This window comes from Pelagibacterium sp. (genome assembly GCF_965249125.1).
Taxonomy (GTDB): Bacteria; Pseudomonadota; Alphaproteobacteria; order Rhizobiales; family Devosiaceae; genus Pelagibacterium.
This window is the reverse complement of sequence record NZ_OZ252217.1, coordinates 2,467,556-2,484,618: the sequence shown is the minus strand read 5'-3', so window position 1 is coordinate 2,484,618 and position 17,063 is coordinate 2,467,556. Positions and strand designations below refer to the sequence as shown.

At 60.3% G+C, this 17,063-nt stretch carries 18 protein-coding genes and 1 tRNA gene; 10 read left to right on the top strand and 9 right to left on the bottom strand.

Features of this window, described 5'->3' with window-relative positions; all coding sequences use genetic code 11:
• Window positions 1–159: 159 nt before the first annotated feature.
• Both ACP148_RS12205 and ACP148_RS12200 read left to right on the top strand, forming a co-directional pair.
• Window positions 160–609, top strand: coding sequence for a MerR family transcriptional regulator (locus tag ACP148_RS12205; protein ID WP_421952884.1), 450 nt, complete (start codon window positions 160–162; stop codon window positions 607–609).
• A 216-nt stretch (window positions 610–825) separates the two neighbouring features.
• Window positions 826–1,488, top strand: coding sequence for a response regulator (locus ACP148_RS12200; protein ID WP_421952883.1), 663 nt, complete (start codon window positions 826–828; stop codon window positions 1,486–1,488).
• Between the two features lie 3 nt (window positions 1,489–1,491).
• Here the strand turns inward: ACP148_RS12200 and ACP148_RS12195 are convergent, their stop codons facing one another.
• Window positions 1,492–1,917 (bottom strand): VOC family protein, encoded by a 426-nt coding sequence (locus tag ACP148_RS12195; RefSeq protein WP_421952882.1) that lies wholly within the window; start codon window positions 1,915–1,917, stop codon window positions 1,492–1,494.
• A 71-nt stretch (window positions 1,918–1,988) separates the two neighbouring features.
• On the opposite strand from ACP148_RS12195, the gene ACP148_RS12190 reads away from it, so the two are divergent.
• The gene (locus tag ACP148_RS12190) at window positions 1,989–2,585 is read left to right on the top strand and encodes a TetR/AcrR family transcriptional regulator (RefSeq protein WP_421952881.1); all 597 of its coding nucleotides are present in this window, start codon (window positions 1,989–1,991) and stop codon (window positions 2,583–2,585) included.
• Here ACP148_RS12190 and ACP148_RS12185 read toward each other — a convergent pair.
• A complete protein-coding gene (locus ACP148_RS12185; RefSeq protein ID WP_421952880.1) occupies window positions 2,582–4,195 on the bottom strand; it encodes a hybrid sensor histidine kinase/response regulator in 1,614 nt (537 codons plus the stop codon). The genes ACP148_RS12190 and ACP148_RS12185 overlap by 4 nt on opposite strands.
• A gap of 143 nt (window positions 4,196–4,338) precedes the next feature.
• Between ACP148_RS12185 and mscL the strand changes: the two genes are divergently transcribed.
• The 3 genes from mscL (at window position 4,339) to ACP148_RS12170 (ending at window position 6,986) form a co-directional block, all read left to right on the top strand.
• A complete protein-coding gene (gene mscL / locus ACP148_RS12180) occupies window positions 4,339–4,779 on the top strand; it encodes a large conductance mechanosensitive channel protein MscL (RefSeq protein WP_421952879.1) in 441 nt (146 codons plus the stop codon).
• Window positions 4,780–5,331: 552 nt separating this feature from the next.
• Window positions 5,332–5,967 carry a response regulator transcription factor gene (locus tag ACP148_RS12175; protein WP_421952878.1) on the top strand — a complete coding sequence of 212 codons (636 nt, stop codon included), beginning with the start codon at window positions 5,332–5,334 and terminating at the stop codon, window positions 5,965–5,967.
• 326 nt (window positions 5,968–6,293) lie between these two features.
• The gene (locus ACP148_RS12170) at window positions 6,294–6,986 is read left to right on the top strand and encodes a glyoxalase superfamily protein (RefSeq protein ID WP_421952877.1); all 693 of its coding nucleotides are present in this window, start codon (window positions 6,294–6,296) and stop codon (window positions 6,984–6,986) included.
• Window positions 6,987–7,068: 82 nt separating this feature from the next.
• On the opposite strand, the gene hemA is transcribed toward ACP148_RS12170, so the two are convergent.
• The gene (gene hemA, locus ACP148_RS12165; RefSeq protein WP_421952876.1) at window positions 7,069–8,349 is read right to left on the bottom strand and encodes a 5-aminolevulinate synthase; all 1,281 of its coding nucleotides are present in this window, start codon (window positions 8,347–8,349) and stop codon (window positions 7,069–7,071) included.
• A gap of 422 nt (window positions 8,350–8,771) precedes the next feature.
• On the opposite strand from hemA, the gene ACP148_RS12160 reads away from it, so the two are divergent.
• Entirely contained in the window at window positions 8,772–9,437 is a 666-nt protein-coding gene (locus ACP148_RS12160; RefSeq protein ID WP_421952995.1) for an OmpA family protein, read from the top strand.
• A gap of 216 nt (window positions 9,438–9,653) precedes the next feature.
• Here the strand turns inward: ACP148_RS12160 and ACP148_RS12155 are convergent, their stop codons facing one another.
• Both ACP148_RS12155 and ACP148_RS12150 read right to left on the bottom strand, forming a co-directional pair.
• The gene (locus ACP148_RS12155) at window positions 9,654–10,322 is read right to left on the bottom strand and encodes a L,D-transpeptidase (protein ID WP_421952875.1); all 669 of its coding nucleotides are present in this window, start codon (window positions 10,320–10,322) and stop codon (window positions 9,654–9,656) included.
• Window positions 10,323–10,390: 68 nt separating this feature from the next.
• Window positions 10,391–10,738, bottom strand: coding sequence for a hypothetical protein (locus ACP148_RS12150; protein WP_421952874.1), 348 nt, complete (start codon window positions 10,736–10,738; stop codon window positions 10,391–10,393).
• 213 nt (window positions 10,739–10,951) lie between these two features.
• Here ACP148_RS12150 and ACP148_RS12145 point away from each other — a divergent pair, with 213 nt between their 5' ends.
• Window positions 10,952–13,255 carry a Tex family protein gene (locus ACP148_RS12145; RefSeq protein ID WP_421952873.1) on the top strand — a complete coding sequence of 768 codons (2,304 nt, stop codon included), beginning with the start codon at window positions 10,952–10,954 and terminating at the stop codon, window positions 13,253–13,255.
• Between the two features lie 6 nt (window positions 13,256–13,261).
• On the opposite strand, the gene ACP148_RS12140 is transcribed toward ACP148_RS12145, so the two are convergent.
• The 4 genes from ACP148_RS12140 to ACP148_RS12125 all read right to left on the bottom strand — a co-directional run bounded on the left by ACP148_RS12140 (window position 13,262) and on the right by ACP148_RS12125 (window position 14,859).
• Window positions 13,262–13,582 (bottom strand): hypothetical protein, encoded by a 321-nt coding sequence (locus tag ACP148_RS12140; RefSeq protein WP_421952872.1) that lies wholly within the window; start codon window positions 13,580–13,582, stop codon window positions 13,262–13,264.
• A 66-nt stretch (window positions 13,583–13,648) separates the two neighbouring features.
• On the bottom strand, window positions 13,649–13,978 hold the full coding sequence (locus ACP148_RS12135; RefSeq protein WP_421952871.1) for a hypothetical protein: 330 nt from the start codon (window positions 13,976–13,978) through the stop codon (window positions 13,649–13,651).
• A 131-nt stretch (window positions 13,979–14,109) separates the two neighbouring features.
• A complete protein-coding gene (locus tag ACP148_RS12130) occupies window positions 14,110–14,700 on the bottom strand; it encodes a hypothetical protein (protein WP_421952870.1) in 591 nt (196 codons plus the stop codon).
• Between the two features lie 84 nt (window positions 14,701–14,784).
• Window positions 14,785–14,859: transfer RNA gene (locus tag ACP148_RS12125), tRNA-Thr, on the bottom strand.
• A 392-nt stretch (window positions 14,860–15,251) separates the two neighbouring features.
• On the opposite strand from ACP148_RS12125, the gene murA reads away from it, so the two are divergent.
• Together murA and ACP148_RS12115 are read left to right on the top strand one after the other, a co-directional pair.
• A complete protein-coding gene (murA, locus tag ACP148_RS12120; RefSeq protein ID WP_421952869.1) occupies window positions 15,252–16,544 on the top strand; it encodes a UDP-N-acetylglucosamine 1-carboxyvinyltransferase in 1,293 nt (430 codons plus the stop codon).
• A gap of 54 nt (window positions 16,545–16,598) precedes the next feature.
• A complete protein-coding gene (locus tag ACP148_RS12115; protein ID WP_421952868.1) occupies window positions 16,599–17,057 on the top strand; it encodes a DUF2948 family protein in 459 nt (152 codons plus the stop codon).
• Window positions 17,058–17,063 lie beyond the last annotated feature (6 nt).

Sequence of the window (17,063 nt, the reverse complement as noted above, 5' to 3'; positions counted from 1 at the left end):
GACTTTCGACAGTTTATGGTAAATATCGCGTTAACCCTGTTTGCATTCCGCATTGATCCAATTGCTTTTTTTAGCATGGATTGCGCCTGGTCCCGGTTCGTGGTGATCTCTGGGTGATCGCCATGCCGATCAGCGACAAGGTAGCAATAAGACAGAAAAATGAATGGACCAGCCCGCAAGGACCGCGCAACGCGCCAGAGCGAGGGCCCGGCAATCTATACGATTGCCGAACTCGCCGACGCGTTTTCGATAACGCACCGGACCCTGCGCTTTTATGAAGACAAGGGCATGCTGCGCCCCCGACGGGTGGGCAACAAGCGCCTCTATACCAATCGCGACCGCCTGCGGTTGCGCATTATTCTCGACGGCAAGCAGGTGGGGCTGACGCTGCGCGAGATTCAGGAATATCTCGACACCTACGATCTGCGTGACGGCTCGTACGATCATCTTCGCCGGGCGCTCGACAAGGTGCATCACCAGCGCCATCTTCTCCAGCAGCGGCGTTCGGCGATTGAAAAATCGCTGGCCGAACTGGCGCGGGTCGAACAGATCATTGAAGGGATGCTGGCCGAGCCCCAGGATCCCGACGGGCGGGGCGATATCATATAGCCTTTAAGGGATCGAAACGGATTGCTGGTTCGGCCGGAGATGTGGCTGTTCTGTGTGAAAAACCGGCGCAGGGCGCCGTCTGCGGTGCTCAATCGGTCCAAAAGACCTACAAACGCTTGATTCGCGGCCCGAACTTCGCATTATCTCCATTGTGTTTACCCTTGGGGTCTAAAAGATTCCAGAACCGTTCCTGCCCCGGCGAGGTCCCGCCCCCCAATGAGCCACCGTATCATCATCGTCGACGATCATCCCCTCTTCCGGGCCGCGCTGCGCCAGACGCTGGAAGGCCGGGACAGCGATATGGTGTTCGAGGAAGCCGGTGACATTGAAGGGCTAAGTGCGGCACTCGAAGCCAATCGCGATTGCGATTTGGTCCTGCTCGATCTCAATATGCCCGGTGTGCGCGGCTTTTCGGGCCTGCTTTTATTGCGGGCGCAGTTTCCCGAAGTCCCGGTGATGATCGTTTCGGCGGTCGAGGACATTGCTGTCATCCGGCGGTGTTTTGATCTTGGCGCATCGGGATTTTTGTCCAAGTCCGAATCCGCCGCCCGTATCCGCGAGTCGATCGACACCATCCTGGCCGGCGGGCTTTGGGTGCCCGAAGGCGTTTCGCTCGATGAGCAGGACGAGCAGACCGAAGTGCTCGCTCGTCTTGCAACGCTTACTCCACAGCAGATCCGTGTGCTAATGATGCTTTCGGACGGCCTGATGAACAAGCAGATCGCTTACGAGCTTTCCATATCCGAAGCCACCGTCAAGGCGCACGTCTCGGCGATTCTGCAAAAACTCAACGTCGACAGCCGCACACAGGCGGTGATCGCCGCCGCCAAGATCGAGCAGGGCCAGTTCGCCCAGCTCGTCGAGGATCAGCAGGCCTGATCATCACTGCGGCAATGCTTCCGGAGCGTACTGGGCCGCAAACTCGGCGCTGGGCGGAATGGGCTTTATCACATCGATCAGAATCCCGTTTGGGTCGGTGATGATGAAATGGCGCTGACCGAAATCCTCATCCCGGATATCGAGAACGATGCGCGCGCCGGCTGATTTCAGTCGCTCGTATTGAGCATCGACGTCCTCGACTTCGAAGCTGAGCAGGACGCCGCCGATCTGGCCGCGATGGACCTCGGGGATCGTATGGTGCGTCTTGTCAAGCAGCGCAAAGTTGATCGCCGGGTTGGTGCTCGACTGGAGATGAATGTACCAGTCGCTGTCGAACAGCACCTGGAAATCGAAGTTCTCAACGTAAAATGCCGCCGACGAGGTCACGCTGTCTGTCATGACGACGGGATAAAAGCTGGTGAGGTGCATGGGGCTTTCCTTTGCCAAAAAAGAGACATACTGTATGTATGTAAACATCAAATAACATACAGGCTGAATGTATGCAATATGAATCTGCCAAGCGGAGCAACAAGGAGAGATCAGATGCAACGCGCGCCGCGCTGATTGCGGCGGGACGCGAGTTGTTCACCGAGCGGCCCTACGGCGAAATCGGAACGCCTGAGATCGTCAGCAAAGCCGGCGTGACCAGAGGCGCGCTCTATCATCATTTCGCCGACAAACAGGCGCTGTTTGCCGCCGTGGTGGATGCCGAAGCCGCAGCGGTAGCCCTTGAGATCGAACAATCCTCCCCGCAGGGAACCGAGCCGGGTGACGCACTATTGGTCGGCGGTCGGGCCTATCTCGACGCCATGGCCGTGCCTGGGCGCACCCGGTTGCTGCTGCTCGATGCGCCGGCGGTGCTTGGGCATGCGCAAGCGGAAGCCATAGACATGTCCCACGGTGCTCGCACGCTCCATGACGGATTGGGCATGGCTATTGCCGCCGGAACAATGCCGCCGCTACCGCTTGACCCACTGACGCAGGTCATATCGTCGGCCTTCGACAGGGCGGCCTTGGCCATTGAGGCCGGAGGAAATCGCGCCGAGTGGGAAACCGTTCTCGGAGCGCTTTTGGCCGGGATTGCGCGTCCGTCCTAAAGCTGCTTGCTCATCTGAGAGAGTAGGGCGCGCAAGGCGGCGGGTTTGACCGGCTTGTTGAGAACCGGCGTGCCGCGCGTTTCGGCCAGCTGCCGGACTGCCGGCGTCTGGTCGGCGGTAACCAGCACCGTGGGGAGATGTCCGCCGACGATCTGTTTGAGCCATTCGATAGCGTCGAGACCGGAGGTCTGGTCCAGGTGATAGTCCATCAGGACCAGATCGGGCACCCACCCTTCCAGCATGCCCAATTGCGCAATTTCTTTCAGCGACGTCGCTGTTCGAACTTCGCACCCCCAGTTTTCCAACAGGCCCGACATGGCATCGAGGATCGAGCGCTCATTGTCCACACACAGGATATGCAGTCCTTCGAGTTGGGTACTTTCTCGTGCGGGCGTCGCATCGGCCGGTTCAGGCACGCGCGGGGCCATGGCGATAAGCGGGACCGTAATCGAAAACCGTGATCCCCTGCCCACTGTGCTGTCGATTTCCATAGGATGGTCGAGCGCGGCAAGGATGCGCTGGACGATGGACAGGCCCAGCCCCAATCCCGGCGCAATTCGCGCGCCCTGTTCGAGCCGGGAGAATTCGGTGAAGATCATCTGGTGCTGATGACGGTCGATCCCGATACCCGTGTCGATCACATCCAGCCGCACGCTGTCCCCCCGGCGGCGGCACCCGACCAGCACGCTGCCGCCCGGGCGCGTGTATTTGACGGCGTTCGACACCAGGTTCTGGATCACTCGAGCCAGCAGCATCCGATCCGAACGTACAGTGAAGGATGCACCAACGACCCGCAGATCGATATTTTTCTCGCTCGCCAGAGGCTGGAACTCGATCTCGATCTTTTTCAAAAGATCGAGAATATCGATATTGGTCCGCGTGACCTTGAGTGCTCCGGAATCCATGCGCGAGATGTCGAGCAGGGTGGACATTATATCTTCGACCGCGTTGAGCGAAGCATCGATCGATGAAGCCAGTTCGGCGGTCGGCGTGCCGCGCGTCCGCTCGAAAAGCGTCGAAGTATAGAGCCGGGCCGCATTGAGCGGCTGCAGAAGGTCGTGACTGGCCGCGGCCAGGAACCGCGTTTTCTCGTGATTGGCGGCGTCCGCCTTGGCGCGGGCCTTTTCCAGTTCCGCATTCAGCAGCGTGAGGGCGCGGGTTCGGTCGTTAACCCGTTCTTCGAGCGTATGGTTGACCTGTTCCAGCGCCGTCTCTGCACGCGCCCTGTCGGTCACATCTGAAAAAGAAATGAGCAGTCCGCCATCGGGCAGGCGCGCCGTATGGATTTCGAGCTGGTGGCCAGAAATGTTCGTGCGCTGGGTCAGTGTTGTGGGCTCGGCGGTGATCAGGCGCCGTCGCTGGTCGGCGACCACCTGCGGCGTGCCCGGACCGAGATCGCCCCGCCGGGCCATGAACAGCAGGATGTCATCGAGCGGGGTGCCGGAAAGCACCAGCAATTGCGGCAGCCCCATGCCCACACGATACTGGGTGTTTGCGGTGGCCAGCCGGAGTTCGGAATCGAATACGGCAAGACCATAGGGCAGGTGGTCGATAGCTCCGGTCAAACCGGGTTCGAATGCAAGCTGTTCTGGAACTGCGCTATCGGACATGGGGTGCTCCTAACCCGCCCTCGAATGCTGTCGTGGCCCTCCCGGGGCGGATATGTCAAGTCATCCCAATGGACAGGGGCCGGGAATCGGGGCTAGCTTCCACAGGCCGCACGGGAGCGGAAGCAGGGACAGGAGGCACAGCGATGTCATTCGTCAAGGAATTCAAGGAATTTGCCGTCAAGGGCAACATGGTCGACATGGCCGTGGGTATCATCATCGGCGGAGCGTTCGGCACGATCGTGTCCTCTCTGGTCGATGACATATTCATGCCGGTCATTGGACTGGTGCTTGGTGGGATCGACTTCACCAACCTGTTCGTAGTGCTTTCCAACCCCGAGGGCGTTGCGGTGCCGTCCCTTGCGGTCGCCCAGGCAGCGGGCGTGGCTACCCTCAATGTCGGACTGTTTATCAACGCGGTGGTGAAATTTGCCATCGTGGCATTCGCGCTGTTCATGCTGGTCAAGGGCATCAACATGCTGCGGCGCGATGCCAAGGAAGAAGAAAAGCCGGCCGAGCCGGCAGCGCCTCCGCGCGAGGAAGTCCTCCTCGCCGAAATCCGTGATATCCTCAAGGCTAAGGGCTAGCCATTAGCCCGCGAGAACAGCAAATCTAAGCAAAAGGGTCCGTTCAAAATGAGCGGACCCTTTAACATAAGATAAGGACGATTGTCCTGTCTACGTACTTTATCCTATTGCTTGTAGAGAAATAAGACTATAATCCTATTGCTACGTAGTGAGCGATAGGGGTGAGTCCGAACGGCAGAATCTGCTCCCTATAGCAAACTTCGTGCGCGATTCATCTTAGCGGTCGCCAAATCGCTCTGAACGCAAGGCATCGCTGGTCGATGTGCCGCTGATCCGGTCTGGACCCCGGAAGCAGACGGCTACGGCATGCCGGAATTCGGGCGGTGGGTTCTAAAGCTGTAGCGGTTCTGAGGATGGATGGAATTCACCCCTTCGTCCCGAAGCGCAACAAAACAAGGACTTGGAGCAATTGGTGCAGTTTGAAGAAGCGGAATGCTCCAGGGAGTCGGACGCCGGCGTTCGTCGGTGGAATTTGCCTTTGACACTCAATCGGAGAGGGGGCTCGGCGTGTGGTTTTTTGCACGACGCATCCCGAACGAACTGGAGAAAGCAATGAATTCGGAAATTTCCTATCGGCCATTTCTCAATCGGGATCGACTGGTCCACATTGTCGACAGCGACCAGCCCACATGTGACGGGCTCGACGTCCTGTTTCGGCTCGAGGGCTTTCAGACGGCCATTTCACGCAACAGCGATGATTTCATCGCCCGTTTCGGCCAGCGCCGGCCCGACGTGGTTATCCTCAACTTCGATCTGGACGGCGAGGATATGCTGCCCGCACTGCGGCGCATAAAGGATATGCGGTCTGGTATTCCGGTCTTCATGCTGGCAGATCGTCCGCTTGTCGATGGCACGGTCGAGGCCATGCGGTCCGGGGCGAGCGACGTTTTTGTCAAGCCGGTGGATTCGGAGCGTTTCGTACGTGCCGTACGCGAAACCCTGCGACGCGACGTTCATGTCAAACCTTCCCACGACGGCCAGCGCGAGGTCGAGATCCGGGGCTTTGCACAACTGACCCCCCGTGAGCGCGAAGTGCTGCAACTGGTCACCAACGGACAGTCCAATAAGGAGGCCGGGCGCGAATTGGGAATTTCACCCCGAACGATCGAAGTGCATCGGGCACGGGTCATGGAGAAGCTCGGCGCCCGCAACACAGCCGACCTGATCCGAATCGTCTTGACGAGCTAGCGTTCAGCCTGGCTCTGTTATTGCCCAGAGATGGCGCGCCGGATCCGGTGCGCCGGTCTGGCGGAGCCGGAAGATTGTCGTAATCAACGAAGCGCCGCCCGGTTTCTGCAAATCCGAGGTCGATGACAACACCATTCCACCCGCCATCCGAGCGGTTGACAACGCCGAGCCACTGGTGCCAGATTTTACAGGGCTCGTGCAGCCCGCCGCTCGCACCCGAAAGGGCAGGTGAATGCACGTCACAAAACCCATGGTTTGACCCTGATGGGCAAGCTGTCGGTAACGCGAGCGCTGACAAATGATCTTGCCCCAGCAAGGATCGAATCATGTTGGATTTCCCAGCACCAAAAACCATGGCCAAATCGCTGCGCAGCGCCCTGGCCGAACATGGGCACGAGCTTTCGCATGGCGAGTGCCTCGAACTCGTGGCACGTCAGTTGGGGTATGCCGACTGGAACGTGCTCGCGGCGCGCGAGACGTCAAAGTCGCCACCCGATCTTCAGATGCCGGAAGGATGGTTCGCCGCATCCCATTCCAGTCGCGAGATGTTCCGCATGGGTGTGGCGCCGGGGCTCGCAGGCGTAGCAATGATCGAGGCACGAGCCGACACCAGGATTCCGCCCGATATGACCGGCGTCCTGATGCAGTCATTCTCAGCCCGGACCTTTCGCGCCAAACGATTACGGTTTTCCGCTCAGTTGAAGACCCAAGGTGCAACGGCTGGCACAATCTGGATGCGTGTTGATCCTCGCGGCGGCGGCCGATATCTGCGCTTTGACAATATGCTCAATCGCACTGAGAACGGCGCCCTCAAGGGCGACGCGGACTGGACTGAACGCAGCATAGTTCTTGATGTCCCGTATTCAGCCGAGAGCATCCATCTGGGTTTCCTCCTGAAGGGGAAAGGCGCTGTATGGGCCCGAAATTTCACGCTTGATGTCGTGGGCAATGATCTGCCCGAAACCATCGACGGGCAATTTCCCCAAGGTCCGACCAATTTCGGTTTCAATCTGCGTTAGCAACCAAAAACGGGGCGTGCCTGGGCACGCCCCGTATGTTTCAGCCTGATGCCCCGGGTCATTTGCCCAGAACTGGTTATGCCTACCCACCAACCGTCGGCAGCGTCAGGTCACCCGCCACAAGCTTGTTTTCCATAAGCTTGGACATATCGAAATCCCGCTGCAATTCCAGCGCCTGCCACACCGAGATCAGCGCATCGCAAAGTTCGGCGATCATGTCGTCGGTGTGGTATGGCGTCGGCGTAATGCGCAGCCGCTCGGTGCCCTTGGGAACCGTGGGGTAGTTAATAGGCTGGATATAGATGTTGTGCCGCTCCATCAGCATGTCGCTGGCTGCCTTGCACAGGCGCGCGTCACCGACGATGAGCGGAACGATATGAGTGTCGGTCGGCAGAACCGGCAATCCAGCCTCGGCCAGGACGCGCTTGACGCGGCCAGCCTGGCGCTGCTGGCCCTCGCGCTCGACATTGGAGACCTTGAGATGCTCGATCGAGGTGCGGGCCGCCGCGCAAAGCGCCGGGGGCAGGGCGGTCGTGAAGATGAACTCGGGCGCGTAGGAGCGTACGGCGTCGACGATCGCCTTGTTGGCCGTGATGTATCCGCCCATGACGCCGAACCCCTTGGCCAGCGTTCCTTCGATAATGTCGATCCGGTCCATCAGGTCGTCGCGCTCGCAGATGCCGCCGCCGCGCGGGCCGTACATGCCCACCGCATGGACCTCGTCGATATAGGTCATGGCGTTGAATTCATCTGCCAGATCGGCGATCGCCTCGATGGGGGCCACATCACCATCCATGGAATAGACGGATTCGAACACGATCAGCTTGGGGCGTTGCTTGCCGGCTGCGGCGAGCAGGTCGCGCAGATGGTCGAGATCATTGTGGCGGAAAATCTTCTTTTCCATGCCCGACTGGCGCACGCCCTGAATCATCGAGGCGTGGTTGAGCTGGTCGGACAGGATAAGACAATCGGGAATGAGCCGCGCAACGGTTGAAATCGTCGCTTCGTTGGAAACAAACCCCGAAGTAAAGACCAGCGCTGCTTCCTTGCGGTGCAGATCGGCAAGCGAACGTTCGAGTTCGACCAGCGGGCGGTTTGTGCCTGAAATGTTGCGTGTGCCGCCAGCACCGGCGCCAAGCTTGCCGGCCGTTTCCTGCATGGCGCCGATCACCGCCGGGTGTTGGCCCATGCCCAGATAATCGTTGGAACACCAGATGGTGATTTCGCGGGCATTGTCTGCGCTGTCGCGAAACAGCGCGCGGGGGAAATGCCCGGCAATACGTTCGATATCGGCAAATACGCGATAGCGTTTTTCAACCCGAAGTGCGTCGATCGCATCTTCGAAGATGCCGCGATAGTCCATGAGGCCTACTCCACTGGCGTCACCGGACTAAGGTGCGGCGGCGCTTTTATACATAGCAGTCTGGCGTGCCTTGAAAACGGCGCGTCTTCTCTTTGTGCCCTTCCGAAACGGAAGCCGATATGATCTTTATCAAATCGTTGGACGGAATGTCATTGGCAAATCACACCATTGCATCCGTACAATCCACGGAGATCGGACAGCATCGCGATACTATAGCCATAATTGTGATCGGGTGAAGAGTGCGTTCGGCGCGACCCAATGACGCGACGGCCCCGCACGGACCTCATGTTTGCCATCAAACATCGGACTGACAAACCGGCCAAATCAGGGTAAAACCACGGCGTTTGTAAACTGGCCGCAATCACGTTCCTGCCGCAATTGGCCAGCAATGATCGCGGCGATAATCACAAAGCGGTGAGCTCATCATGAAGAAACAGGCAGTCGCCCTCACAGCCGTTGCAGCACTCTTGCTCGCCGGCTGTTCCACCAACCCCTATACCGGGGAATCCCAGCTTTCCAACACCGCAGGCGGCGCGCTGCTTGGTGCGGGTGGTGGCGCCATCGGTGGCGCGTTGATCGGTTCAGCGGTGGGTGATGCGCGGGTCGGCGCGCTCATCGGTGCCGGCGTTGGTGCGCTGGCCGGCGGTGCCATCGGCAACTACATGGACCAGCAGGAAGCTCAGCTTCGCGCGCAACTGCAAGGGACGGGCGTCTCGGTAACCCGGGTGGGTGACAACATCATCCTCAATATGCCCTCAAACATCACCTTCGGAGTCAATCAGTCCGACATCCAGCCAGCGTTCCAGAACACACTGCGCTCGGTTGCTCTGGTGCTTCAGGAATACAACCAGACCCTGGTCGATATCATCGGCTACACGGACTCTACGGGGTCTGCGAGCTACAACCTGACTCTTTCTCAGCAACGCGCCACTTCGGTACAGCGCACGCTTGCCCAGTTCGGCGTCGATCCTCGCCGCTTCTTTGTGGAAGGGCGCGGCATGGCCAACCCGATCGCCGACAACTCGACCGAAGCCGGTCGTGCCCAGAACCGTCGCGTCGAAATCCGCATCGTTCCGATCCGCAACTAGAGCGCGTCCAGCAAAAGCATGTCCTCGACCCGATCGGGGATGGAAACGGTTTTGCGGTTCGGACGCGCGACGAAACAAGGACTTGGATCAAGTCCGCGATTGAAAGACCGAAGGGCCGCGCAAGCGAAAAGCGGATTTGACCTAGCGATATAGGCACTTGCCATATAAAAAGGGCGCCCCGGTTTTCCGGAGCGCCCTTTTTTGTGTGAGCGGATCTTAAAGAACGACGATCGTCGACCCGAACCGCACATTTTCGGCCAGATGGATGACGTCCTGATGCAGCAGGCGCACGCATCCTGACGAGACGGCATGGCCGATGGTCCATGTCTCGCCGGTGCCATGGATGCGATAGAGAGTGTCGCGATTGCCTTGGTGGATATAGAGCGCGCGCGCACCCAGCGGGTTGTCGAGTCCCGGGGGTTGGCCATTACGCCATTTTTCGAGTTCTGGCTGGCGGTCCACCATTTCTGATGGCGGCGTCCAGACCGGCCATTCACGTGAATAGGCGATGTGCCCGCGGCCCGACCATTCGAACCCGGCACGGCCCAGCCCCGCGCCATAGCGCATGGCGGTGCCGCCCTCCTCGACGTGGTAGAGATAGAAATTCGGTGTATCGACGATGACCGTCCCAACCTTTTCAACGGTGGGATAGGGAACGCGCTGACGGTAATATTTCTGATCGAGATAGCGCAGATCGACCGCGGGAAGAGGAAATTGTTCCTCAGGCACCGCCGCATACATCGCCACCACTTCCGGCGATATCGGCGGTGGCAATTGAATTTGAGTCCTAGGTTGGGTGGTGGTCGTACAACCAGCGGCAGCGGCCGCGAGCAGGCTTGATGCGCCGGCCATGAAGCCGCGCCGGGTCAGGGTCAGTTCGGACATGTCAAAATCTCACGGTTTGGCGGCAGGAGGCGCTCGCCAGAAAAAAGGGAAAGGTCGTTACAGGGAATTCAGGCCCGGGGCGGTGGAATGTCGAGCAAGGGGGGCGGACCGTCGTCAATCGCCAGGTCGATCGGGACGGGCCAGCAGCTATGGGCATCAGGTTTGGGCGGCTGTTCCAAGTGCACGAGATCGGCATGGAACTGACATCCCGACACCAGGATGCCCAGGCCCATCTTCTTCCAGCAACGGCCGAGCTTTTCCGCTACATCGAGGCCGATGGCGACTTCCGCTGATGCATCGTAACAAAAAGCGTTCTGTTCGGCGGGCCGGTCGTCGGGCGTTCGCGCGGACGCAAAGGAGGCCGAAACAAGCAAAAGGCCGAAGGCCAACATCAGAATGGGCAGGTACCGGATCATGACCCATGGGTTCCGCACCAATAGTGGCGCGAAAAAGGCGCGGCGCGGTCACGGAGCGGTGATGCGCTGATACACCCGCAACAGTGTTGCCCGGCGGTCACAACATTGGTCGCGTCAAGCGGGTTTCAGGCTGTGGATGGGACGATTGAGGCTTTGCTTGGGCCACAATCGCCACCTAAGGTCCGGCATCTGTTTGACCAGTACCGGATTCCTATGACCGATATCGCAAACTCCATCGCCGGACTCATCGCAACCGAAATCTCTGCCCGTCCCGAACAGGTAAAGGCAGCGGTCGACCTCCTCGACGGAGGGGCTACGGTTCCCTTTGTTGCGCGATATCGCAAGGAAGTCACGGGCGGCCTTGATGATGCGCAATTGCGTATGCTGGAAACCCGCCTCGGCTATCTGCGTGAGCTCGAAGCACGCCGGGCAGCCATCCTGCAATCAATCGATTCACAGGGCAAGCTCACCAGCGAACTGTCCACCCAGATCGCCCGGGTCATGACCAAATCCGAGCTTGAGGATATCTATCTTCCCTACAAGCCAAAGCGCCGCACCAAGGCCGAGATCGCGCGCGAGCGCGGCCTTGAGCCGTTGGCCGATGCACTGTTTGAAAACCGGGCTCTCGAACCGCTTGTCGAGGCGGAAAAATACCTTTCGGACGATGTGCCCGATACGAAAACAGCCCTCGATGGCGCCCGCGACATTCTTGCCGAGCGCTTCGCCGAGGACACCGACCTGATCGGCCGGCTGCGCGACTATATGGAGCGCAAAGCGGTGCTCCGCGCGACAGTCATCGACGGCAAACAGGAGCAGGGCGCCAAGTTTTCCGACTATTTCGATCACGCCGAAGCCTGGTCCAAAGTCCCCAGTCACAGGGCCCTGGCCATGCTGCGCGGGCGGAATGAGGAGATGCTGGCCGTCGATCTCGAACTCGATGCCGACGCCGAGGGCAAATACAAGCCCGCCGAAACAATGGTCGCTGCCCATTTCGGCATCCGCGCCGATGGCGGGCCTGCGGACCAGTGGCTGATGGACGTCGCCCGCTGGAGCTGGCGCGTCAAGCTTTGGCTCCATCTCTCCGTCGATCTGATGGGGCGGTTGCGCGAGCGGGCTGAAGACGAAGCGATCACCGTCTTTGCGCGCAATCTCAAGGATCTGCTTCTTGCCGCGCCAGCGGGCAACCGCGCGACCATGGGGCTCGATCCGGGCATCCGAACCGGGGTCAAGGTGGCCGTCGTCGATGCTACCGGCAAGGTGCTCGATACCGCGACCATCTATCCGTTTCAGCCGCGCAACGACGTGCACGGGAGCCTTGCCACGCTCATGGCTCTTGTCGCCCGCCACAAGGTCGATCTCATTGCAATCGGCAATGGCACGGCCAGTCGCGAGACCGAGCGGCTGGTTACCGATATGCTGTCGATGGTCCCGGCTCCCAGGCCGCTCAAGGTCGTGGTCAGCGAGGCGGGCGCCTCTGTCTATTCGGCCTCCGAGACGGCCTCGCACGAACTCCCCGATCTCGACGTCTCGCTGCGCGGCGCCGTCTCCATCGCCCGCCGCCTTCAGGACCCTTTGGCCGAACTGGTCAAGATCGAGCCCAAATCGATTGGCGTGGGTCAGTATCAGCACGATGTGGACCAGTACCGGCTCGCCAAATCGCTCGATGCCGTGGTGGAAGATGCCGTCAATGCGGTGGGGGTCGATCTCAACACCGCCTCTGCGCCGCTTCTGGCGCGGGTCTCGGGACTTGGCACGTCACTGGCCCAAGCCATTGTCGCCCACCGCGATGCCAATGGAGCGTTCGCGGCCCGCAAGGACTTGCTCTCCGTTGCCCGGCTCGGGCCAAAGGCGTTTGAGCAGGCCGCCGGTTTCCTGCGCATTCGCGACGGCGCCGAACCGCTCGACGCCTCCTCGGTCCATCCCGAGGCCTATGGCGTGGCGCGAAAGATCGTTGCGGCCTGCGGCCGTGATATCGGGCAATTGATGGGGGACAGCGCCGCGCTCAAAAAACTCGATCCGCGCAGCTTTGTTGACGATATTTTCGGGCTGCCCACCGTGCGCGATATTCTCGCCGAACTCGAAAAACCCGGCCGCGATCCGCGTCCCGAATTCAGGACGGCGACTTTTGCCGACGGCGTCGAAGAAATTTCCGATCTCAAACCCGGGATGATGCTCGAGGGGACGGTTACCAACGTCGCCGCCTTCGGTGCCTTTGTCGATATCGGCGTGCATCAGGACGGTCTCGTCCACGTATCCCAGCTCGCCGACCGCTTTATCAAGGACGCCCATGAGGTGGTCAAGGCCGGCGATGTGGTCAAGGTCAAGGTGCTGGAGGTCGACGCAAAACGAAAGCGAATCAGCCTCTCGATGCGCCGCGATGCGGCGCCCGGGCGAAGCGCCGAAAAGCGACGGCCCGAACCCGACGCGCCGCGCCCCAAAAAGCCCAGCCAACCTGCTCCTGCGCCACAGGGCGCTCTGGGCGCAGCGCTGGCCGATGCTCTGCGCCGGGGTAAATAGGCGCGATCAGCTGTCTTGGGCGACGTGCAGGAGGTAGCCCAGCCCGAACCCCACGGCGGCAGCCACCACAAGCACGGCGCCCGCGCTCGCTGGAGCCTTATGCGCAGCCCGCGAAAGGACGTCTATTTCCTTGCGGGCATGCCGCACGGTTCGCCGGGCGTTCTTGCGAGCGCCATGAACGAAATCGTCTGCCCCGTCGGCAAGGTCATCGAAGTCAAGCCCGTGGTCGGCAAGGCTCTTGGAAATCGAGTTCAACTGTTGCCTCAGCTCGCGAAGCTGGGACTTGATGGGTTTTTCCAACCCGTTCGTCAAAGTCAGATTGGCCATAGCAATTCTCCATGCAGGGGACACGGAGTCTTAAACGATCCCAACCTTCGCGCGGTTCCGAAACCGCTACTGCGCAGTGCCCGCTTCTTCGAGATAGCTCTGATATGCACCCCGGCACATCAGTTCGGCCAACTCGCCGGCCCTGCCCGGGAAGGCCCGCGATGTCCGCAGACAAACGCCTTCATGATCTTCATGGATCAAAGGGTCGATGAGACCGAAATAGCAGGTGATCTTGTAGCGCTCCTTGAAGGCCTCGCTGACGTCGGGCTTGATCGCGCTCTCGACATAGGCGTCACAGCGATTGATCGCCTCGATACTGGAAAAACCCTGCGACGAGGCAGGGCTGGAAAGTCCCAACCCCAACACACCCACAATCGATGCTACCGCAACGCGCATCACCAAATCCCGCCCACAATTTGCCGCCACTCAACTTCAAATCGCCGGCGGCCTCAATATCCCCGTCGCGACCGGACGCGCGCGGACGGCATTCTGTTGCTCAACTGTCGCAGTATCGCAGCGCGCAGGCGCTATTGCGGTTCGCAACTTCCCGGAAGAATGGCTTCCAGGCTGCCCTGAGCGGGATCGAGTTCGCCATCGGTGATGGACATTGGTCTGAAAGGCGGGGTTGCCTGAACGCCGGGTTGTGCGAGCCGGAGAGTATAGCATCCCGCAAAACTGGCCGCTGTCCCGTCGGTCATTGTCGCTTCGATGGCAGCGGGAATGGTGTAATAGATCGTCCCGGCGGCACCTTCGGCGACCTCCGGGCCAACGATCAATTGCACGGTGTCGGTATTTTCATACCCTGCAGCAAACGCCTCGAAATCGGCCTGCTCATCGGCGCCGTCTTCATGCTCGAAATAGGACCAGGCTCGCAGATATTCCTGGCGGCTGATGGCGTTGTACAGGGATTCAATTACCGCCGCTGCCGTAGACCGATTATCGTAATAGGGATTGTCGGGCACCGGTTCATCAAGATCGTCCGCCCCGGGCGGTGGTGCTTCTACGTCGCCGGGAACCACAGTCACGTCAGCCGCGACCGGAGCCGCCGGGGTCGCCACCTCGGCAAGGGCCGGGCAAGCCAGAAACGCGGCAGCGAGGGCCACACTCAGTCTGTCCATGAACACTCTCCTTTCCCCCTCAACGCACAGCAAAGCGCCAACGTTGCCCGAAACAGGCTATGCCGATATCAACCAAGGGGAAAATGGTGCTGCTGGACAGGATTGAACTGTCGGCCTCTCCCTTACCAAGGGAGTGCTCTACCACTGAGCTACAGCAGCGCCGGCGCCGGTAGCGCGAGGGCTATCCGGATGCGGGCCTCTACTGCCACAGGCCATCTGTGGACGCAAGGGCAAAAAACTGCCACTAGAACACCGATCATCTCCGCCAGGGGCCAGCTCATGTCCAATCCGGATCGCGACCAAAGATTGGCCGCAAAGCTCAGGGAAAATCTGCGCCGCCGCAAAGCCCAGGCCAAGGCTCGGACCGTGCCGGCTGCTACATCGGACCAAAAAGAGGGGACGGGCACCTCAAAACGCCAGCCAACCGGCAAGAAAGAGCCCTGACCTTCCCGTTTGTTGCAGCCTGTTCGGGGCTGCGCTACCACAGTCTCAAACTTCGCATCGCCCTTTCGGGGCCGATTCGCTTACAATCCCTGTTCAAGGAGTGCCGCATGGACCGCATCCGCATCGTGGGTGGCAACGAGCTTAATGGCGAAATCCACATCTCGGGCGCCAAGAACGCGGCGCTGCCCCTGATGATCGCCTCACTTCTGACCGAGGAGCCGCTGGTGCTCGTCAACGTGCCGCGCCTTGCGGACGTCAAGCAGCTTGAGCGCATCCTTGAGAATCACGGGGTCGATATTGCGGTGCATGGGCGCCGTCGGGGCGATACCGAAATGGGCGGGCAACGGATAACGTTCACGGCTTCCGATATCGTCGACACGACAGCGCCATACGAACTGGTATCGACGATGCGCGCCAGTTTTTGGGTCATCGGGCCGCTTCTGGCCCGCGAGGGACAGGCAAAGGTTTCGCTCCCCGGCGGTTGCGCCATCGGCACGCGGCCTGTGGATTTCTACCTTGACGGCTTGCGCCAGCTCGGCGCCGAAATCGAGATCGATGCCGGCTATGTGCTGGCGCGGGCGCCGGGCGGCAGGTTGAAGGGCGGAAGTGTTCGTTTTCCAAAGGTGTCCGTGGGCGCTACCCATGTGGTGATGATGGCGGCGACCCTCGCGGAAGGGACGACAACGATCGAGAATGCGGCGCTCGAACCTGAAGTGACCAATCTGGCCGAGTGCCTTGTCGCCATGGGCGCGAAAATCTCCGGCATCGGCACCGGGCGGCTGGTCATCGAAGGCGTCGAAAAGCTCGATGGCGCGATCCACGAAGTGGTACCGGACCGCATCGAAACGGGCACCTATGCCTTTGCGGCGGCAATGACCGGGGGCGAGGTGTTTCTGCGCAACGCAAGGCCCGAGCTGCTCCAGACGGCACTCGACGTTCTGGTGCGCACCGGGGTGGAAATCACTCCTCAAGAGGGCGGTCTGCGCATCAAGCGCAACGGCAACGGCATCATGCCCGTCGATGTCGAAACCGATCCGTTCCCGGGGTTCCCAACCGATCTGCAGGCCCAGTTCATGGCGCTCATGGCGCGTTCGAGCGGCGTGTCGGCCATCAAGGAAACCATTTTCGAGAACCGCTTCATGCATGTGGCCGAGCTAGCGCGCTTTGGCGCCAACATCCACGTCGATGGACAGACCGCGACGGTAACTGGAGTGCCCGAACTCAAGGGCGCCCAGGTGATGGCGACCGATTTGCGCGCTTCGGTCTCGCTGGTTATTGCCGGGTTGGCGGCGCGGGGCGAAACCGTGGTCAACCGCATCTATCATCTCGATCGCGGTTTCGAGCGTCTTGAAAACAAGCTTTCGCGATGCGGGGCCGAGATCGAACGGATTGCCGGTTAAGCAAGAGGCCATATTAGGCTTGCACTTTGGGCGGCAAATGCCCAGATGTTGGCCATGACTTCCATCGATCCCCTACCCAAGGCCACTATGACCGACCTCAAGCTTTTGGCGCTCGACAGCGAAGACCTCGAGATCGTTTCCGCTCATGTTCAAGACGCCGTCGTCCGGGTGGGCGATATGGGCTATTCCAAAAAGGATCGCCGCTTCGTGCTGCTCATGAACCGCTATGCCTGGGAGGCTGGCGACAAACGTGGCCAGCGCAAGCGGGCCGGTCTTCATTTCGATCACGTGACCGCCGCACACGCCGAAGGGTTCGATCTCAATTCCAGGGACGGCGTTCTCGAGTTGCTGGCCGTGACCTTCGAGCCAACCGATGCACCTGCTGGACAGGTCTTGCTTACCTTTGCCGGGGGTGGCAGGGTGCGCCTCGACGCTGAATGTCTCGAAGCGCGTCTTCGCGATCTCGGCGGGGTTTGGGCGGCCAAGACCCAGCCCAAGCACGACGTCGACTGACCGGGG